This window comes from Chryseobacterium sp. MEBOG07, from assembly GCF_021869745.1.
Lineage (GTDB): Bacteria > Bacteroidota > Bacteroidia > Flavobacteriales > Weeksellaceae > Chryseobacterium > Chryseobacterium viscerum.
In genome coordinates, this window is sequence record NZ_CP084579.1 from 3563311 (window position 1) to 3580967 (window position 17657).

The 17657-nt window shown below is 38.1% G+C and carries 13 protein-coding genes; 4 read left to right on the forward strand and 9 right to left on the reverse strand.

What is annotated here, in order from left to right; all coding sequences use genetic code 11:
* The first annotated feature begins 318 nt into the window (after positions 1-318).
* Together metG and LF886_RS16410 are read left to right on the forward strand one after the other, a co-directional pair.
* Positions 319-2355: a methionine--tRNA ligase gene (gene metG / locus LF886_RS16405; protein WP_236850642.1), complete on the forward strand. Its 2037-nt coding sequence runs from the start codon at positions 319-321 to the stop codon at positions 2353-2355.
* Between the two features lie 63 nt (positions 2356-2418).
* The gene (locus LF886_RS16410) at positions 2419-3084 is read left to right on the forward strand and encodes a hypothetical protein (protein WP_236850644.1); all 666 of its coding nucleotides are present in this window, start codon (positions 2419-2421) and stop codon (positions 3082-3084) included.
* Positions 3085-3293: 209 nt separating this feature from the next.
* Here LF886_RS16410 and LF886_RS16415 read toward each other — a convergent pair whose 3' ends face one another.
* The 7 genes from LF886_RS16415 to LF886_RS16445 form a co-directional block, all read right to left on the reverse strand.
* Positions 3294-3998, reverse strand: a complete 705-nt coding sequence (locus LF886_RS16415) for a class I SAM-dependent methyltransferase (RefSeq protein ID WP_236854324.1) — start codon at positions 3996-3998, stop codon at positions 3294-3296.
* A 150-nt stretch (positions 3999-4148) separates the two neighbouring features.
* Positions 4149-4961: a siderophore-interacting protein gene (locus LF886_RS16420; RefSeq protein WP_236850645.1), complete on the reverse strand. Its 813-nt coding sequence runs from the start codon at positions 4959-4961 to the stop codon at positions 4149-4151.
* Positions 4962-5065: 104 nt separating this feature from the next.
* Positions 5066-7276, reverse strand: a complete 2211-nt coding sequence (locus tag LF886_RS16425; RefSeq protein ID WP_236850647.1) for a TonB-dependent receptor — start codon at positions 7274-7276, stop codon at positions 5066-5068.
* Between the two features lie 359 nt (positions 7277-7635).
* Positions 7636-9228, reverse strand: coding sequence for an MFS transporter (locus LF886_RS16430; RefSeq protein ID WP_236850648.1), 1593 nt, complete (start codon positions 9226-9228; stop codon positions 7636-7638).
* Between the two features lie 103 nt (positions 9229-9331).
* Positions 9332-10450, reverse strand: a complete 1119-nt coding sequence (locus LF886_RS16435) for an HlyD family secretion protein (protein ID WP_236850650.1) — start codon at positions 10448-10450, stop codon at positions 9332-9334.
* 24 nt (positions 10451-10474) lie between these two features.
* Positions 10475-11785 carry a TolC family protein gene (locus tag LF886_RS16440; RefSeq protein WP_236850651.1) on the reverse strand — a complete coding sequence of 437 codons (1311 nt, stop codon included), beginning with the start codon at positions 11783-11785 and terminating at the stop codon, positions 10475-10477.
* Positions 11786-11874: 89 nt separating this feature from the next.
* Entirely contained in the window at positions 11875-12720 is an 846-nt protein-coding gene (locus LF886_RS16445) for a helix-turn-helix domain-containing protein (RefSeq protein WP_124536238.1), read from the reverse strand.
* A 74-nt stretch (positions 12721-12794) separates the two neighbouring features.
* Here LF886_RS16445 and LF886_RS16450 point away from each other — a divergent pair, with 74 nt between their 5' ends.
* Positions 12795-13268, forward strand: a complete 474-nt coding sequence (locus LF886_RS16450; RefSeq protein ID WP_236850653.1) for a DUF962 domain-containing protein — start codon at positions 12795-12797, stop codon at positions 13266-13268.
* Here LF886_RS16450 and LF886_RS16455 read toward each other — a convergent pair.
* Complete coding sequence (locus tag LF886_RS16455) at positions 13265-14332, reverse strand: DUF2891 domain-containing protein (RefSeq protein ID WP_236850654.1); 1068 nt, start codon at positions 14330-14332, stop codon at positions 13265-13267. The two genes, LF886_RS16450 and LF886_RS16455, sit on opposite strands and share 4 nt — an antisense overlap.
* A gap of 168 nt (positions 14333-14500) precedes the next feature.
* Between LF886_RS16455 and LF886_RS16460 the strand changes: the two genes are divergently transcribed.
* Entirely contained in the window at positions 14501-15394 is an 894-nt protein-coding gene (locus tag LF886_RS16460; RefSeq protein ID WP_236850656.1) for a DUF4349 domain-containing protein, read from the forward strand.
* Positions 15395-15617: 223 nt separating this feature from the next.
* Here LF886_RS16460 and LF886_RS16465 read toward each other — a convergent pair whose 3' ends face one another.
* Entirely contained in the window at positions 15618-17417 is a 1800-nt protein-coding gene (locus tag LF886_RS16465; protein ID WP_236850662.1) for a lytic polysaccharide monooxygenase, read from the reverse strand.
* Positions 17418-17657: the final 240 nt, after the last annotated feature.

The window sequence follows — 17657 nt, forward strand, 5'->3', positions numbered from 1 at the left end:
TTTCGTTTTTTCAGTCATTTTTTGGCTTGGAGCCAGACTCGCAATTTATAAAAAAATTAGAATTATCATAAATTTAATATAATTTTAGTTAATTTTATGTATATTACGAAACCGATTTTAGTTAGTTTTTTAAAATCCAATATTTTACAGCGACTTATGCAATGCATAATATTTATTTCAAATTAACAATTTGTTAAACATTTGTTTAACTTTATTTCACATTGAACCTTTAGAAATTGCATAATTGATCATAATAACACCGTCAATAGCGGTATTCAGCAGATAATCCTTATCTTTGCAGTCAAAACTTTACTATAAATGTCAAACAGAAAGATGATTACGGCAGCTTTGCCTTATGCAAACGGGCCGGTTCATATAGGACATTTGGCAGGTGTTTATATTCCTGCGGATGTTTACGCAAGATTTCAGAGAAGATTAGGAAAAGATGTAGCGTTTATCTGTGGTTCAGATGAGCACGGAATTCCTATTACGATAAGAGCTAAAAAAGAAGGAGTTACTCCTCAGGATATCGTTGACAAATATCACGGGATCATAAAAAAATCTTTTGCTGATCTGGGAATTTCATTTGATGAATATTCAAGAACGACGTCCAAAAACCATTACGAAACCAGTCAGGATTTCTTCAAGGTTTTATACGAAAAAGGAAAATTCACAGAAGAAGTTTCTGAGCAGTATTTTGATGAGCAGGCAGGAGAATTCCTTGCTGACCGTTATATTGTAGGAACGTGTCCTAATTGTGGTAACGAAAATGCTTACGGTGACCAGTGCGAGAAATGTGGTTCTACTCTATCTCCTTCTGAGCTGATCAATCCGAAATCAATGCTTAGCGGAAATGTTCCTATCCTTAAAGAAACAAAAAACTGGTATCTTCCATTAAACGAATATGAAGACTTTTTAAATGAATGGATCATTGAAGGTCATAAAGACGATTGGAAACCTAACGTATACGGACAGGTTAAGTCTTGGTTGAATGACGGCCTTAAGCCTCGTGCCATGACCAGAGATTTGAACTGGGGAGTTCCGGTTCCACTTCCAAATGCAGATGGGAAAGTATTGTACGTATGGTTCGATGCGCCTATCGGTTATATCTCTTTCACCAAAGAATGGGCAGAGAAAAACGGAAAAGACTGGAAAGATTACTGGCAGAGTGAAAACAGTGACCTGGTACATTTTATAGGAAAAGATAATATTGTATTCCACTGTATTATTTTCCCGGCAATGATGAAGGCTCACGGAGATTATATTATGCCTAAAAATGTTCCTGCTTTTGAATTCCTGAACCTTGAGAACGATAAGATCTCAACATCAAGAAACTGGGCGGTATGGGCTCATGAATATGTAGAAGATTTCCCTGGACAGCAGGATGTTTTAAGATATGCTCTTCTTTCATCAGCTCCGGAAACAAAAGACAACAACTTTACATGGAAGGATTTCCAAACTAAGAATAATTCTGAGTTGGTAGGGATCTTCGGAAACTTCATCAACAGAGTGGCAGTTCTTATTCATAAATATTATGATGGTGTTATTCCACAAGGAGATGTAAACAGTCCTGAATTACAGGAAATAAGTAAATCGGCAAAAGAAATCTCAGGATTCCTTGAAAATTATGAGTTCAGAAACTCATTAACTGCATTGATGAACCTTGCCCGTTTTGGAAACCAGTACCTTCAGACTGAAGAACCTTGGAAAACAATTAAAGACAACCCGCAAAAAGCGGCTCAGTCTTTATTCGTTGGAGCACAAATAGCTGTTGCTTTAGCCCAGTTATGTGAACCTTTCATGCCTTTCAGTTCTGAAAAGCTATTGAACATGTTCAATGTTGAAAAGAAAGACTGGAATACGATTGAAACGCAATCAGTTTTAATTGAAACAGGTCATAAAATCAACGAATCATCTCTTCTTTTCTCAAAAATTGAAGATGATGTAATTGAAGCTCAGATCCAGAAATTAGAAGATACAAAACAAAACAATAAAAAAACAAACCCTAACGCAAACCCTATGAAAGAAGAGATCACATTTGATGACTTTACTAAAATAGACCTTAGAACAGCAACTATTATAGAAGCTGAAAAAGTAGAAAAAGCAGATAAATTATTAAAACTTACTGTAGATACAGGAGTAGATGTAAGAACTGTTGTTTCTGGTATTGCAGAAAGTTTCGCTCCCGAAGAATTAATCGGGAAGCAGGTAATGATCCTTCTGAACCTTGCTCCAAGAAAAATCAGAGGAATTGAATCTCAGGGAATGTTATTATTAACAACAAAACCAGACGGAAAATTATCTTTCGTAACACCGGACGACAGCAATGTTGAGAACGGTATTGAGATCGGATAATTACCCTCAATATAAGATAACAGGCTGTTTCACACGAAGCAGCCTTTCTTTTATATACAGCTTATGGTCAATAAAAATGTTTTAAGGAAACTTTCCAATCAGGAATTGGAGGCATATTTACAGGAAGGCAACCGCTTTGTTCCAGAGGCCGTTCAGGCAGCTTTTGAAATTATGGAAGAAAGAGGCCGTGTTTTCAGTGAGCAGGAAAAAACAGCTGTTCAGCAGTTGATTCAGCATAAAAAACAAGAAGAAGAAACCAAACACGCAGAAGAAGTAGAAACCTGGAAAGACCATATCACAGAAGATCCGCAGGCCATCAGGCTTTATTCACGAATGACTATTGTTGTCAGCAGTGTTTTTTTCAGCACGATTCCAGGGGCTATTTTACTCTCTCTTAATTTAATCAAACTCAAAAAATACTTCCCCGCTATTCTTACAATGGCATTTGGTGTGTTGTTTTTTATGTTTCAAAAATATGTTCTGATGTCCCATTTTGATTTCGGCACTTCTTCCAGATACAGCCCTGAAATTGGAGTCATTGCAGTTGGAGCTGTGGGTTTACTTGTCATCAGCGTTTTAGCCACTCCAAAAAAGCTTCCTTACCGTGCAGAATCTTATATTCTTCCTGTAGTTTTATGTGCCGGAACCGCTGTTCTGATGTATTTTTATTTTCAGGAATGGTTTTCTTTCTATCCGTTGGCAAGAGCTATTCATCTGTTCAGACAATGATAAGGAGCTTTTTCTCGCTATCCACTCTTACTCCTCGCACCTGACTCCCAACCCCAGCATAAGCCGAAGAATCCCAACCGCATGCTGCGGGGTAACCGTTATTATCGAGGCTAGATAGAAGCACAAAAAAAGTCATCCCGGTTTACAGAATGACAATATATGAATTCATGAGATTGCTTCGCTTACAGCTCGCAATGACTTGTTGTACATTATTTCTTAGTCAGTTTTGCTAAGTAAGAATCTTCATCCTTCAAAACTTTTTTTATTTTGAAACCATTGTTTTCAGCTGCATTCTTCAAGGTATTGAAGTCAAGGTACAGCCAGGTGATCGGTTCCTCAGATTCTCCTTTGTAATGCACCACATACTCCAGTTCTCCATAATATCCTCCGGCAGGAATATACACTCCTCCGTCTTTATCACGGTCAAACATATAAAGAATATCTGTACTGTCAATCAGAACCTGTCCTTTATCATTTAATAAAGTATGTAATTTCTGAAGATAAGTATCAATTTTAGCAAGGCTTTCAAAAACACCCGTACCATTCATCAGCAATAAAAGGGTGTCGAAGGTCTCCCCGGAAAAATCAAGCATATTTTTACAAACTGCTTTTTTAATTCCTCTCAGCTGACAAACCTCAACGGATTTTGGTGAAATATCCAATGCGGTCACATCAAGATTTCTTTCATTTTGAAGATATAAAGAATGAGAACCTGCACCGGCACCGATATCCAGAACTTTTCCTTCGGATAACTGCAGTGCTTTCTGCTCAATATCATTCATTTCTTCAAAATCTCTGAATAAATACTCCACCGGAAGTTCATCCAGCTCAGAAATTGATGTTTCAGTCTGCAGATTTTCCGGATTTTCATTGTGGTAATAATCCCAGATCGCTCTGCCCATTAAATCTTTCATAGCTGCAAAGATACGGCTTAGGGGTACAAAGTTCAAAGTTTTCAGTTTAATGTTTAGAGTGGCCAGTTAATATAACCGGACAATTCTTTATATCCTTAATCCTAACACCTGCTACCTATTACCTTTTATCTGCTACCTACTACCTGCCACCTACTCCATCGAATCCTTCTCCTTATGTCTGTCTGCCTGAGATTCATTTTCCGCTACACCTGCTTTCCAATAAGAATAAGCATAAAGCTCTTGCGAAGTCCAGTTTTTCTCTTTTCTCAGATAGGTTCGGATTTCTTTTACGTTTGAAAATTCACAAGCGACATAGCCAAATTTGGTAATCTCAGGAATATCAATACTTTTTACAACATTGGCAATTTTACTGCTGATCTGAGGTTGGGCATTATGCAGCCATTTAAAATCAATTTGAGCTTTGGTTTCAAGCAGTTGCTCGTCTTCTTTTCCATGAACTTCGATAATACAGGTTCCTTTTGCCGTTTCAGGAAGCGTTTCCAAAATAGCACTGATCACCGGAATGGCTGTAGCATCTCCTACTAACAGATACCAATCTGCTGTTGGATACAATTCTTTACCTTCCAAACGCATCATCACCCCCAGTTTTGAACCTGCTTCAGCCTCTCTCACCCATTTAGAGGCAGGACCTCCGTCTCCATGGTCTACAAAATCGATAATTAATTCATTTTTCTCCAGATCAATTCCCCGGTGTGTATAGGTTCTGATGGCCGGAGCGATCTCTTTAGGCGGATACACCCACTGATGATTTTCATCCAGTGTCGGAAAATGAATCTCGTTCAAACCAGCCGGAGGGACTGCAATTTTATTATTGTCGCCCACCACGGTATTTTTGAATACCTGAACTTCAGGTGAATACAAATACACTCTGATAAAGTGGTCCGTAATATATTCTTTTCTGGTTACTTCGGCAACGATCTGCCCTGTTGAAATTTTAGCCATAACTGATTTTTTAAAGTTAAAATCCGGTTTCCGATCAATCTCAGAAACCGGATTTGAAATACAATATGTTTTCAGATCAAGGCACTTTTACCTTCATCTTATTTTTAAAATTCAAAAGTGTAAGAAAGATTGAATGTTCTTCCTCTTCCTTTATAATTGAACAGATCCGGAAGTCCATACGTGGAATATAAAACCTGGGAACGCTTGCTCCAAATGGTTTGATAATCTGTATTAAACAGGTTCTGGATTCCCAGATTGAATTTCCCCCAACTGAATCGATATCCCATCATAAGGTCTGAAGTATTGTAGCCTTCCACCACATTATTAAGTTCGTCTTTCTGCTTGAAGTTCTGTAATGACTGGAATCTGAATGACCAGTTTTTGATGTTATACCCAATATAGGTCACCAATTTTGACGGCGAAGCATTATAGATTTCCTGTTTCTGCCATTCTCCCTTGTTATATACCTCAGATTTGATCAAAAGTCCGCTTGCTCCGAAATACACTCCATTGTTTAAAGCATAGGAAACCTCAGCTTCGATTCCCATATTTCTTAATTTCAAGTCATTCACAAGAATTTGGAAGGTCTTCTTATCCACGGCAACCGTTTTATCAGAATTACTTAGGAATCCGGCAATCTGAGCTCTTAAACCTCCTCTATTGACGCGGTATCCTACCTCAAACTGATTGGTTTTAATGGCTTGCAAAGGCTGTTCTTTCACATTGATACTGGATACTACATCCCAGTTTGTTCCCACCAATTTGTACTGACCAATCCCATAAAACTTAGCAGGATCTGCTAAACTTGCTCCCTGGGAAAAGGTTCCCCAAACCTGGTGCTGCTCATTGAATTTATATAATAGTCCCGCATTCGCCAGTGTCACATTATAAGAACTTTCACCACCGGGAATTGCCGATGCTGAACTTCCATAGCCCATGGCAACCTGCGTCTGCTGTTCTGAACCTACAAAATCATCCATTTTCACATTGATATGTTGATAACGGATCCCTGCATTCAATTGAAGCTTTGGAAGAATATTATATTTTGCCTGAACATATCCTGCGTAGCTCTGTGAGTGGTTGGTAGGATATCTTCCCAGACTGTATTTTGTTTCATTGACTAAACCTCCGCTGGACATTGTCTTCGCAATATCATAGACAGATTGTGCTCCCTCAAATTTTTCAAAATCAAAATCTGCTCCATAAGTAACGTTCAGTCCTCTCCATGATTTTGACAATAAAGCCTTAATCCCTGAATAATAAGTATCCTGCTGAGAAGAGGACATATAAGGTATTTTCCCTGTCTGCAATGTAACATTACCCGGGAATGGATAAAATCCTAACTTTTCACCACGGGTAGCCAACTGCACATACAGGTCCTGCCCGCCCAAAATTCCGTTTCCGGTATAGGCTACCGTAGCCATATAACGTTCTGTTCCTACATTTTTATCGGATGAAAAACCATCTCTCATTTGCAGCAATGAAGCATTTTTTGTTGTGAATGCACTTAGATTTTCACCCAAGAATAAACTTCTGTCTCCGTTAAACTTAGAGTTGTAATACTGAAGAGAAGCTGTTATTTTATGCTTATTGTTAAACTGATATCCTCCTGTAGCCAAAATGTCAATCGACTGGTTGTACTGAAGGTCAGTTTGTGTAATATCTGTAAAAAGCTGTTTCTGGTCTGCTCCATATACTCCACCGTTCTGCTGGTAAGCAACTCCCAGTCTTCCGAAGAACTTATCTCCTTTGGCAGCTATGGATTGAGCAGCACGGAAATCATGATCATCTTTGCCCATAAATCCTGTACGCACTCCCAATTCTGTTTCTCCACTGATCCCTTTTTTGGAAGGTATTTTGGTTATAATATTGATAATACCACCGGTAGCATTTCCTCCATAAATTGAACTTGCTCCGGAAAGGACTTCGATTCTTTCAATATTAAAAGGATCAATAGCATCCAACTGACGACTGATAGACCGGATACTGTTCAGAGAAACTCCGTCGATCATCACCAACGCAGAGCGTCCTCTCATATTCTGTCCGTAATTGGTTCTTCCCTGTGGACCAATATCCATAGAAGGAATCAGAATCGACAACATTTCTTTGATAGGAACACCGCTTTTAGCCTGTTCCTGAATTTTTTCTTTTTGTACTACCCAGACTGTTCCCGGAATTTCAGAGATTTTTGTGGGTTTTCTGGAAGCTACGATCACCACATCGTCAATACCTTTAGAGGCAATAGAATCTTTAGCGGTCTGGGAAAATAGTAATCCCGAAGCCAACAGACCTATGAATGCATACTGCTTTTTCATTCTTTCTACTCAAAGTTTTATAATCTCACAAAGTTAATCCTTATTTAGAAAGAATAAAAATAACAAAGTATGAGATTTTCCCTTATTTTATCATCTACAAACATCTTTTTACAGAGAAGTTATTTAATCTTATCAAAAATATTGGATATATATTAAAACCATTAAGAAAGATTTAAGAAATAAAGGATCGTTAAGATAAATCATTCTGATTTTAAGCTTAAAGCGAAGCTCATCTTAATGCTCTAAACACCTTAATACAATCTTAATGTTTCAAAAATTTAAAGCTTGACATCTTCTTAAAAACGTAAAATCCCGGCCCACGAAGGACCAGGATTCTACTAGTGAAAAACAAGGTATCTTTATACTGCAGGACCTGCAGCATCTTTTATCTCTTCTAATAATTGTTTCCGTTCACGCAGTCTTCTTCTTGCAATGACGGATTTACCGCCCAGAACTCTTACAAATCTGAAATACTGAAAGCGTTTTGCTCCGAAGTGATGGGTCGCAACATAAATCAGCACTCCAAATCCGACTAAAATAATATATCCGAATATCTTTTTACTTGCTATGATAATGGCATTAAGCTGAATGGTTTTCATATTAGCCGCTACATTCTGAGGAGTAACGGTCATTCCGTCCATATAAACAGCTAAGTCACCTATTGCTGTAACCTGGAAACGATATTGAAACCATGAATACAGTGTTGAAAAAATTCCAACGGCAAGGAATGTTCTCCAGACCAATACAAGTCCTATCGCCGCAAGCATTTCATCCATTTCAAGCTTATCCAGAGTATAAAACCATACAGAGATAAACAGTGAACACATGCCGTAGCCTTTTAAAAACATAGGCAGATACCAGTTGTCATAATTGAACTCCAGTACCATAGAAAAATACATAATAATGGCGTATCCGATCATTGCTGAAAAACCGGAAAAAATATACATTTTCAAAGGTTTTTCTTTTTTGAACCAGAAAATGGCGATGACTCCAGCCAGAATAATTCCCGGAATCATCAGTAGGCTAAGTCTTGTATTCGTCAATTGATCATAACCCAGAACCCCCACTGCAAAAGTATTCTGAATAGAAGCGGTTCCCAGGAACATTCCAAGCCAAAAAAGCATAAACAAACCGTGCTGTACATTGTTTTTTGTGAAAATTTTGAATGAAAGGTAAGGTCGTTTTAATGTCAATTGCCGGATAGAAAGCAGTGCAAAGCTCACAAAAGCAGTAATACTAGCATAGATGATATTTTTTGAATTGAACCAATCCTGCTGTCTCCCAAACGAATATACATACGCCGAGAACATAAAAGTGGAAATGAAAAGCAAAATACTAAGCCAATCAATATAATGCAGCGGAACCTTTAATGCAAAATATTTATTATGCATAAAAATCCAGTGTATCAATGCCAGTATAAAGCATAAAACGGCTGTAAACAGGTAAAACTGCTGCCAGTTGTAAAGAAGGGCAAATTCTGCGGCATAATAGGTCGCCACCTGATTCATCACCAGAACGAATGTATAGAAAGCCCCATAAAATATCCCTCGGTTTCCAATCATGACCATCAGGGGAAGAAACAATTCTATGGTGACCATCATCTTCATAAAACCAATCAATAATGAAGTAGCTATGAAGACCGCTGGCTGTAAAGTAGTCCCGTTCACATAGCTGAGCAGTCCTAAGAGCACCAGAAGGAGAACAAGCTTATCCCTTACTTTGAACCTCATTTTGATTCTGATGACCACAGGCATACAGGCTCCCATCCCAATCGTAGTCGCATAGTTGGCCCACATAAAATATTCTGTCATCGCACCGGTACCACTTGCCAGAGAACTGATATTCCCTGTATACACCCCACCAATAGGCATTACCACAGCAAGCAGCAATACAATCAGCAGCAGCTGCACGGGTTTTGGTACCCAATCGCTATATAATCCTTTATTGTACATGATTTTTTTAGGTAATAGATTTCAGATATCAGATGACAGACTTCCAACATTCAGCCTTAGCTTTCCACAAGCATAATGTCTGGAATCTGATATCTTACATCTTTTAGTCTTTATTAATATTCACATTCATATTCATTCCTGCGCTCAGTTTATCCAGATCTTCTTTTTTGTTGGAAGCCGTGAATTCTATTCTTACAGGAATTCTCTGTTGTACTTTGATGAAGTTTCCGGTAGAGTTGTCAGTTGGTACGCTTGAATATCTTGATCCGGTAGCTGCAGAAACGGCCGTTACGACTCCCTCGAATTTCTGTCCTCCTAAAGCATCGGCTGTCATTGCTATTTTTTCTCCTATTTTAATATTTGGCATCTGACTTTCCAGGAAGTTGGCTGTTACCCATTTCTGACCATTCAGAACAATGGTAGCAACCTGCTGTCCCGGCTGGATAAGCTGACCTTCAGAGATGGTTCTTCTTCCCATCACTCCATCATAAGGCGCTGTGATCACTGTATACGAAAGATTGATTTTCGCCATATCCAAAGCAGATTTCGTTCTTTTGATCTCTGCATCATTGATTCCCAATTTGCTTTTCACTTCTGTTGTAGAAAGGTTTGCTGATTGCTTTTGATTCACTAACGTTTCATAAGCTGCCTTTTGAGCATCATATTCTGTTTTTATCTGATCGTACTGTTGTCTTGTTACTGCTTCAGCCGCTAAAAGGTTTTTATATCGGTTTAAATTCTGCTCGGCATTCCACAATCTGGCTTTTGCTCCGGCAATATTAGACTGCATAACGTTGATGTTATTGGAAACCGTGTTCACAGATGAACTGGTGGCCGTTTTCTGAGCCATGGCATTCTGATAAGCAGCATCGGCCTGTCCTAATTGGGTAATGATTTCGCGGTCATCAAGAATAACCAGTGTATCTCCTTTTTTTACATGCTGGTGTTCAATAAATTTAATTTCTTTGATATAAGCAGACACTCTGGTATTAATTGGATTAATAAATTCCTCTACCTGTGCTGCTTCTGTATAGGTTTTGCTCCCGATATGAAAATATTCACGGATCAACCAGAATAATCCGAAACCGATCACCAAAAAAACGATGATATTGGAGATGATGGCTCTGATTTTATTGGTTTTATTTTTCTTTTTCTTGTTTTCAGCAGCGGATCCTGTCGGAGCTGTCGTTGTATTTTGAGTGGTTTGTCCCTTGTTTTCCATTGTGTTGATTTTCAGTTTTAAAAATTAAAGTGTTCCTGTAGATTTCAAAAGGTTATAATACTGATACAAAACATTTATTTCAGCGTTGGCATAATCAAGTTCTGACTGTAGTTTCTGGTTTTGGGCATCAATCATTTCGGCCTGTACTGCCAGTTGGTTCAGATATTTGGCTTCCGTAATCTTGTAGTTTTCTTCTGCCAGTCTTTTGGAATCATTCAGGATATCCGCCTGCTGAATCGCTTCCTGATATTTTGTATAGGCTGCATTCACTCCCATATCTACGTTCTGCTGTACCAGAGTCATCGCATCATTCGCCTGATTTTTCTGCAGGGTCCCTAATTTTACTTTTTCTTTCGTTTTATACAGGGTATCTATATTATAACTCAAAGAAACACCGGTCTGCCAGCCTCCTGAATACATATCCAAAACAGGGTTTCTTGTCGTGATAGGTCTTTGCAGGGTATATCCGCCAAATCCGGCTACAGTAGGCGCATTATCTGTTTTTATAATTTCAATATTTTTATCTGCAACATCTATGTTTTTCTTGGCAGATTTTAGCAATGGGCTGCTTTCGTGAGCAAGATTGGTATAATAATCCATTCCTATTCCTGCTTCTTTATTGTTTAAAGTTTCAGTAGGAACAATTTCTGTGTCAGAGGATAAACCTAGCGCGATATTTAAATTATAATTAAGTATTTTTTTATTATTTGAAAGGGTCAAAATTCCCTGATCCAGGTTTTTGATAGCCAGCTCTCCACGAATCACTTCATTTCTGGTTACCATCCCCTGCTGATAGAACTTCTGAATATTTTTAAGACGTTCCTGTGCCAGCTTTTTATTATTCTGAAACACATCTTCCTGGTTGATAATTTTATAGACATCCAGATAATTGGAAATCACTAAAAATTTTACCTCCTGCTTATTTTTCTCCAAGTCCAGTTCGGAAAGTTGCTCACGAAGCCCTGCCATTTCAATCGACTTGTTCACCAATCCACCTTTGAAGATCAGCTGTGTTGCCTGTACAGCATAAGAACTCCCGTAATGCGGCATTGGAACTGTTGTAGAGTTTGAAAAATCCTTATCGATTGCTACAGCGTCTCCTAAATAGAACTGACTTGTAGAAGCTGTGATAGTGGGCAGTTTCTGAAGTTTAGCAACATTTGTGCTTTGTTTTGCAATATCAATGTTCTGTGCGGAAACTTTAAGCTGCTGATGATTCTGAACAGCGAGTTCCGCCACCTCACCTGCGGTCATCTGCTTGATCTGTTGTGAAAAAAACAGCGCAGGAAAAGCTGCTATCAAAACGGATAGTGCTGTTTTTATTTTCTTTGTCATTTTACCTTGTTTTACAGAAGCAAAGTTATAACAACAACAAAATCAATCAAATGTTTGATTTCGGGAAAAAGATGTTCAAATGTAAGATTTTAGTTTTCGAACTGATGCCTGTACTGTGTAGGGCTTACTTCAATATGTTTCTTGAAAAAGTGAGAAAATGAGTATTGATCGCTAAATCCGAGAATAGAAGAAATCTCCGAAACGGGTTTATTGGAAGAGTTTAAGAGTACTTTAGCTTCATTGATGACTATTAAAGCTATGACCTGACTGGCAGACTTGCCTGTGATGGTCTTCACAACGGAAGAAAGATGTCTGGTTGTAATTGATTGTCTTTCGGCATAAAACTCAACCGCCCTTTCTGTAAGATGATGTTCTGCAATATCAGTAAGAAACACAAACACGATTTCTTCCTGTCTGGACATCTGATTCATAGAACTGTTATCTTCCTTGGAAATAATTCCCGCCATCTGGTAGCAGAAAACAGAGAAAAGATGCTCTACCATTTCTTTCTTGTACAGCATTTCCGTATCAGAATCCAGGATATATTTCAGGAAATTGACACTTTTCCAGACGACTTCCATTTCGTCCTCAGGAAAAGGAACGCCTTTGTTCATCTGCTGTCTGAAATAACGATAGGTAATCAAACGGTTAAACTTCAATGATAAAGCCGAAATAAATTCTCTTTTATAAGAAACCATCCGGGACTGAAAATCGTCTGTCACAGAAACCACTTCATAGATGGTCTGCGGATCGGTCACCATAAACATATTGGCAGAAACTTCCAGGTCACTGAAATGCTGACGAAGTTTTATAGTTCCTGATTTAATAAAAATAAAAGCAGGATTATCGGGACGGAAAGGCTTATCGACAGCAATTCTCTCGAAAATATTACGTTCCGTAAAAATATCGACTCCGAATTTTTCTAGGGCAGACATAAGACAAATGTAAGCAATCTTACCAGTGATTACAAAATTTTATTATTTTAGCGTTAATCCAATTCCCTGTCAGTATGAGAAAGGTTGATCTATTATTTGCAGAATACAGTAAAAGCCATAGAAATGCGGCCAACAAGTTCATTCACTGGATTTGTGTGCCTTTGATTTTCTGGACAATTTTGGGCTTTGCTTCCCTGATTCCCTCTCCTCATTTCTGTGCTTCCTACTTTGGATGTGTGAGCATCATAAGCCTTTTTGTGATTGTTTTGATCACTTTATTCTATATCAGACTTTCTCTTTTGATCGCCATCGTAATGATTGTTGTAATGCTTCTATTGGAGCATTTCATTTATCTCACCAATATCAGTTTCGGAAAGCAGTCCTGGATCGTTTATCTTTCTGTTTTCGTTATTACCTGGATTTTCCAATTTATAGGTCATAAAATTGAAGGAAAAAAGCCTTCTTTTCTCAGAGATCTACAGTTTCTTCTAATAGGACCGATTTGGCTTTTAGGTTTTATTCTTAAGAAGGCAGGAATCAAATATTAATCTTCCAAAGCATACACTGCAAAGCTTGCCAGCCAATGATCTCCTCCATAATTTCCCTGGAATAATAAAGGTAATCCGTTGGCAAGAAATACATCTGCTTTTTTCTGAAAGTCTTTCTTTAATGGATGGTTTGCAGGAAGTGCCTTCGAGATCCCTTTCATACACCATGCTTTAGAGAAAGAAAGTCCGACTAAGTGAACGGTCTGATAATCGCTAAGATCACTTACCACAGGGATTTTTTCAATATTTTCGAGACTTCTTTTTTCGTAGAAATTATTCAACCATACTATAAATTCTTTTTGAGGAAGAACTCTTCGCATCAGATCTGCAATTTCAAGACTTGGCGAAAAGAAATCCGAACCATCAGGTTCCAGATATGCTGGTGTTTTCTGATCTTTCAGGAAAAAATATTTCGCCTTTTCGATCAATTGAGTTTCAAATTCTTTGTCTTTATTGGCTCGTGCCCAATCTATCGCAAAAGCCATTGCAAAAGCTGTATTAGGGTGAACTCCCGTTCTGTTCGGATAGGTCTGTTTTGGAAGATAAACCTTCCAGGACTTAAGGATCTGATCAGTGAGTGGCTTTAGGTTCTGATGCCATATTTTAGCTTTTGGATGATCCCAATTGGTCAGTTCTTCATCCAGTTTTAATGTCCATGCCCAGCCGTAGGTTCTTTCGAAAGTTCCTGTCAGCTGATATTTAGTAAAATAATCTGCTTCTGTCTGTAATTTCTCTTTCTGAAATGATTCATCCAGGATTTTTTCAATCTCTTTGGCACTAGACAGATTGGGTTTTGTTTTCAAAAGTCTTGCAAGCATCCAATGTCCATGAACAGAGCTATGCCAGTCGAAACATCCATAAAAACTGGGATGAAGAGCTTTAGGAGTCAAAGGAACTTCTCCTGCATTATTGATGATATGGGCTGTTTTATTCGGATATTCCTGATTGATACAGTGAAGAGGTTTATCGGACAATTTCATGGCCATCTCGTCTGTAAGTTTCGGAACTTCCTGGGCATACATCAGAAATGGTGAAAACGCAAATGCTAAAAGACTTTTTTTCATGAATTAAAAATAGAAATAATTTATAGTCTTAGCAATTTTTCAGGCTGGTTTTAAAGCTATTTATTGAATTAACATTCAACATTCTTTCGTTTTACATTTTAATCATTTTTACAAATGATCATTTTTGAGCACACTTTTTGATCATAACCCTAAAAAACTAACATATCCATGAAAAACATTATTCTCCTATTATCGGGTCTTATTCTGATCAACTGCAGCAAATCAGGTGTTGAAAAGCAGGAAGTGAAAGCTGACCTAGCGGAAGTTCTAACCGAAGATAAAATACCTTCTTCTTCACCTGCTCCTATGCCTCCACCACTTTCTATTGCTGAAAAGGTAGTCTCCGATGAAGATGGAACCAACAAAGAAGTTTATACCCCAAAGAAAACAGATACGATCTCCAAAAAAATTATCAAAAACGGAGATATGAAGATTCAGGTGGGTGATATTAAAAAAACACAGAACCAGGTGAATGAGATCATCAAGAAAAACAATGCTTATATCCAAAAGGAAGAGTTTCAAAATACGGATATGGATGATAATCTTACTCTTATTATCCGTGTACCCCATAAAAACTTCGATGCATTGATCAGCTCATTTTCAAACGGAGTAGGATCTGTTTTGTCTAAAAATATTTCATCCAATGATGTGACAGAGGAATATACTGATGTAGCCATTAAGCTGGCCAACAAAAAAATATATCTTGAAAAATACAGGGACATGCTTAAAAATGCTGCGACAACGAAAGACATGCTTGAAATTCAGGAAAATATCCGGGAGCTTGAAGATGAGATTGACGTGGCTGAAGGCAGGCTTCGTTTTATTGATGACCGCGTGAATTACAGTACCCTGAACCTGAACTTATATAAAGAGAAAGTGAGAAGTTCGGCTACCTCAAAAATCGGTTTTGGAAGCCGCTTTATTGATTCCCTGACTGAAGGCTGGAATAGTTTTGTGAGTTTTCTGCTGGGAATGGTTTCATTATGGCCGTTCTTTTTAATCATTCCATTTATTGTGTTCTTTTGGAGAAAGTGGAAATCTGGAAAAAAGGATAAAAATTAATTTATTAAAAAATCCGGGCATCTTCGATGCCCGGATTTTTACTGCATTATCAACAATTTAATTGTACTGTTTCCAGTATGATGTTAAAAACAAAAATAATGCAATAGCCGTGTTAAGGGCTGTTAAATATTTTTATTAGAAAAGCTAAAAAATGATGAGCTTTTCATAGAATAAAACCACCTTGATGACAAGGTGGTTTTATTCTTATTTTAAATTTTCTTTATTACTTTCGGATTGTTTTTGTGATGCTGCTTCCATCTTTATAATGAATTCTCACAAAATAAATTCCGGCCTGCAGATGGCTGATATTAATGCCGCCTTTCGTTGGGTTAACAGAAGAAAGCATCTGAAGTCCACCAGGATTAATTACCTCCACTCTACTCATTTTTCCATAATAGTCTTCCGGTGAAAAACTGATCATGTGATCAGACACAATGACTAAAAGGCCAGCTTCTCTACTTGTAAGACCGGCCGTACAGCCTGGGCCTTCTGTGCAGGCATTGATTACTTTCCAGACAGCATTACTTCCCGGAGTTTCTCCTGGGTTAGCATACCATTTATTTTCCCATATTTTGCAGGCATAGAAAACCTTTGTACCTGCTGTTGGATATGTTTTTGCCGGATTATATTCTTGTGCTCCACAATAGGTAACCGGACCGCTTGATTGACAGCCTGGACCTTCTGTGCATACACTTACTTCCTCCCATACCATATTTGTTCCCGGAAGCTCTCCCGGATTCGCATACCATTTATTTTTCCAGATTTTACAGGAATAAAAAACTTTTGCTCCGGCTGTAGGATATGCATTGGCAGGATTATACTGTTCTGCCCCACAATACGTTTGACCATTCCCTGGTGTACTCTTCTTCGTTCTGACTTTTAATTCATTACTCATATCAGAAATCTGATCGTTCATCGCCACAGATCTTACCGTATAATGATATTCCGTGTCTTGCGCTAATCCTGCTCGTGAAAAGCTTGTTTGTACGGTTTCTCCTACTTTGATCCCATTTTCAAATACCTGATAGTTTTTGATGCCTTGTGTATGGGTCGAAGCCATCCACATTAATGAAACGGAGTTTTCAGTAGCTCCCATCGAATGGAGGTTGGATGGTGCTGTAGGTTTTTCAATTGTCCCTTCACTGTTTGTTTTCACATTGAGTGGTGTACTTTTCCCTGAAGTGAGCCCTGAAGAGCCTTTCGCCTGTATTTCGTACGTATAAACCGTATTGGCAGCTAAGCCTGTATCTTCAAATGCAGCCCCACTTACCTGCTGAATATTTTGTCCATTGCGGAAAATAGTATAGGACAAAGCATCTGATTGTGGAGTCCAGCTTATTTTAGCAGAAGAACTGGTTACTCCTACCTGTGTTAATCCTGTAGGAGTCGCAGGTGCCGAAACTCCTGTTCCGGAGGTTACGTTAACGTCAATCACATTATAGAATGCATTGACAGTATCTGCTACATCCCAAACCGCTAAAATAATATGGTAACCTGTACGGTTGGCAGGAACTGTAATCTGATGAGAAACATTATCCTGCGGTGGAGTACCATTATGCGCAATTGTACCAATAAGTTCAAGATCCTGACGGGAAAGAGGTTTATTGGGGTCCCAGCCTTGCTTTGTCATGTAATAATGCCATTTTGCAGTCGCGTGATACGCCGAATATTTCCAGATAAAGGCATTCACACCTGTGGAGATATTGGTTTTTTTCCAACGATCAGCAGTTTGGAGATCCAGTGTAGTATCGCCCCCTATGCTTCCATTAGCAGAAGCAATCTTTCCATCTGCCGGACCCAATGCAGGAAATCCTTTTGGCGCTTCCAGAGAACCTGGCTCATTAATTACAGAACCGTATTTTCCAAATGCCACTGAATAGCCAAGCGAAGCTTTATCCAGACTTCCCTGATATCCTCTTGAGGCAGGGCTTAGTACATATCCGTGTGCAGACAGATGAATTAATGAAGGTACCAGCATCGCAAGCATGAGCAATACCGGAAAAAAAATTTTACGTGTCATCATATTTTAAATATTTGGTGTTGATTTTATTGGATCAGTTTTGTATAAAAATGAATTTTTAAACCATTATACTCCGAATAACTAAAGAAATATAAAGGATAGTGGCTTAAATCTATCAAAACAATTTACATTATAAAATATTTAATAAAAAATCAAATTAAACAAAACACATTAGTTAATATTTCAAGTTAAAACACAAAATAGCAATTCATAACATATTATTATTAACATATAATCACAATA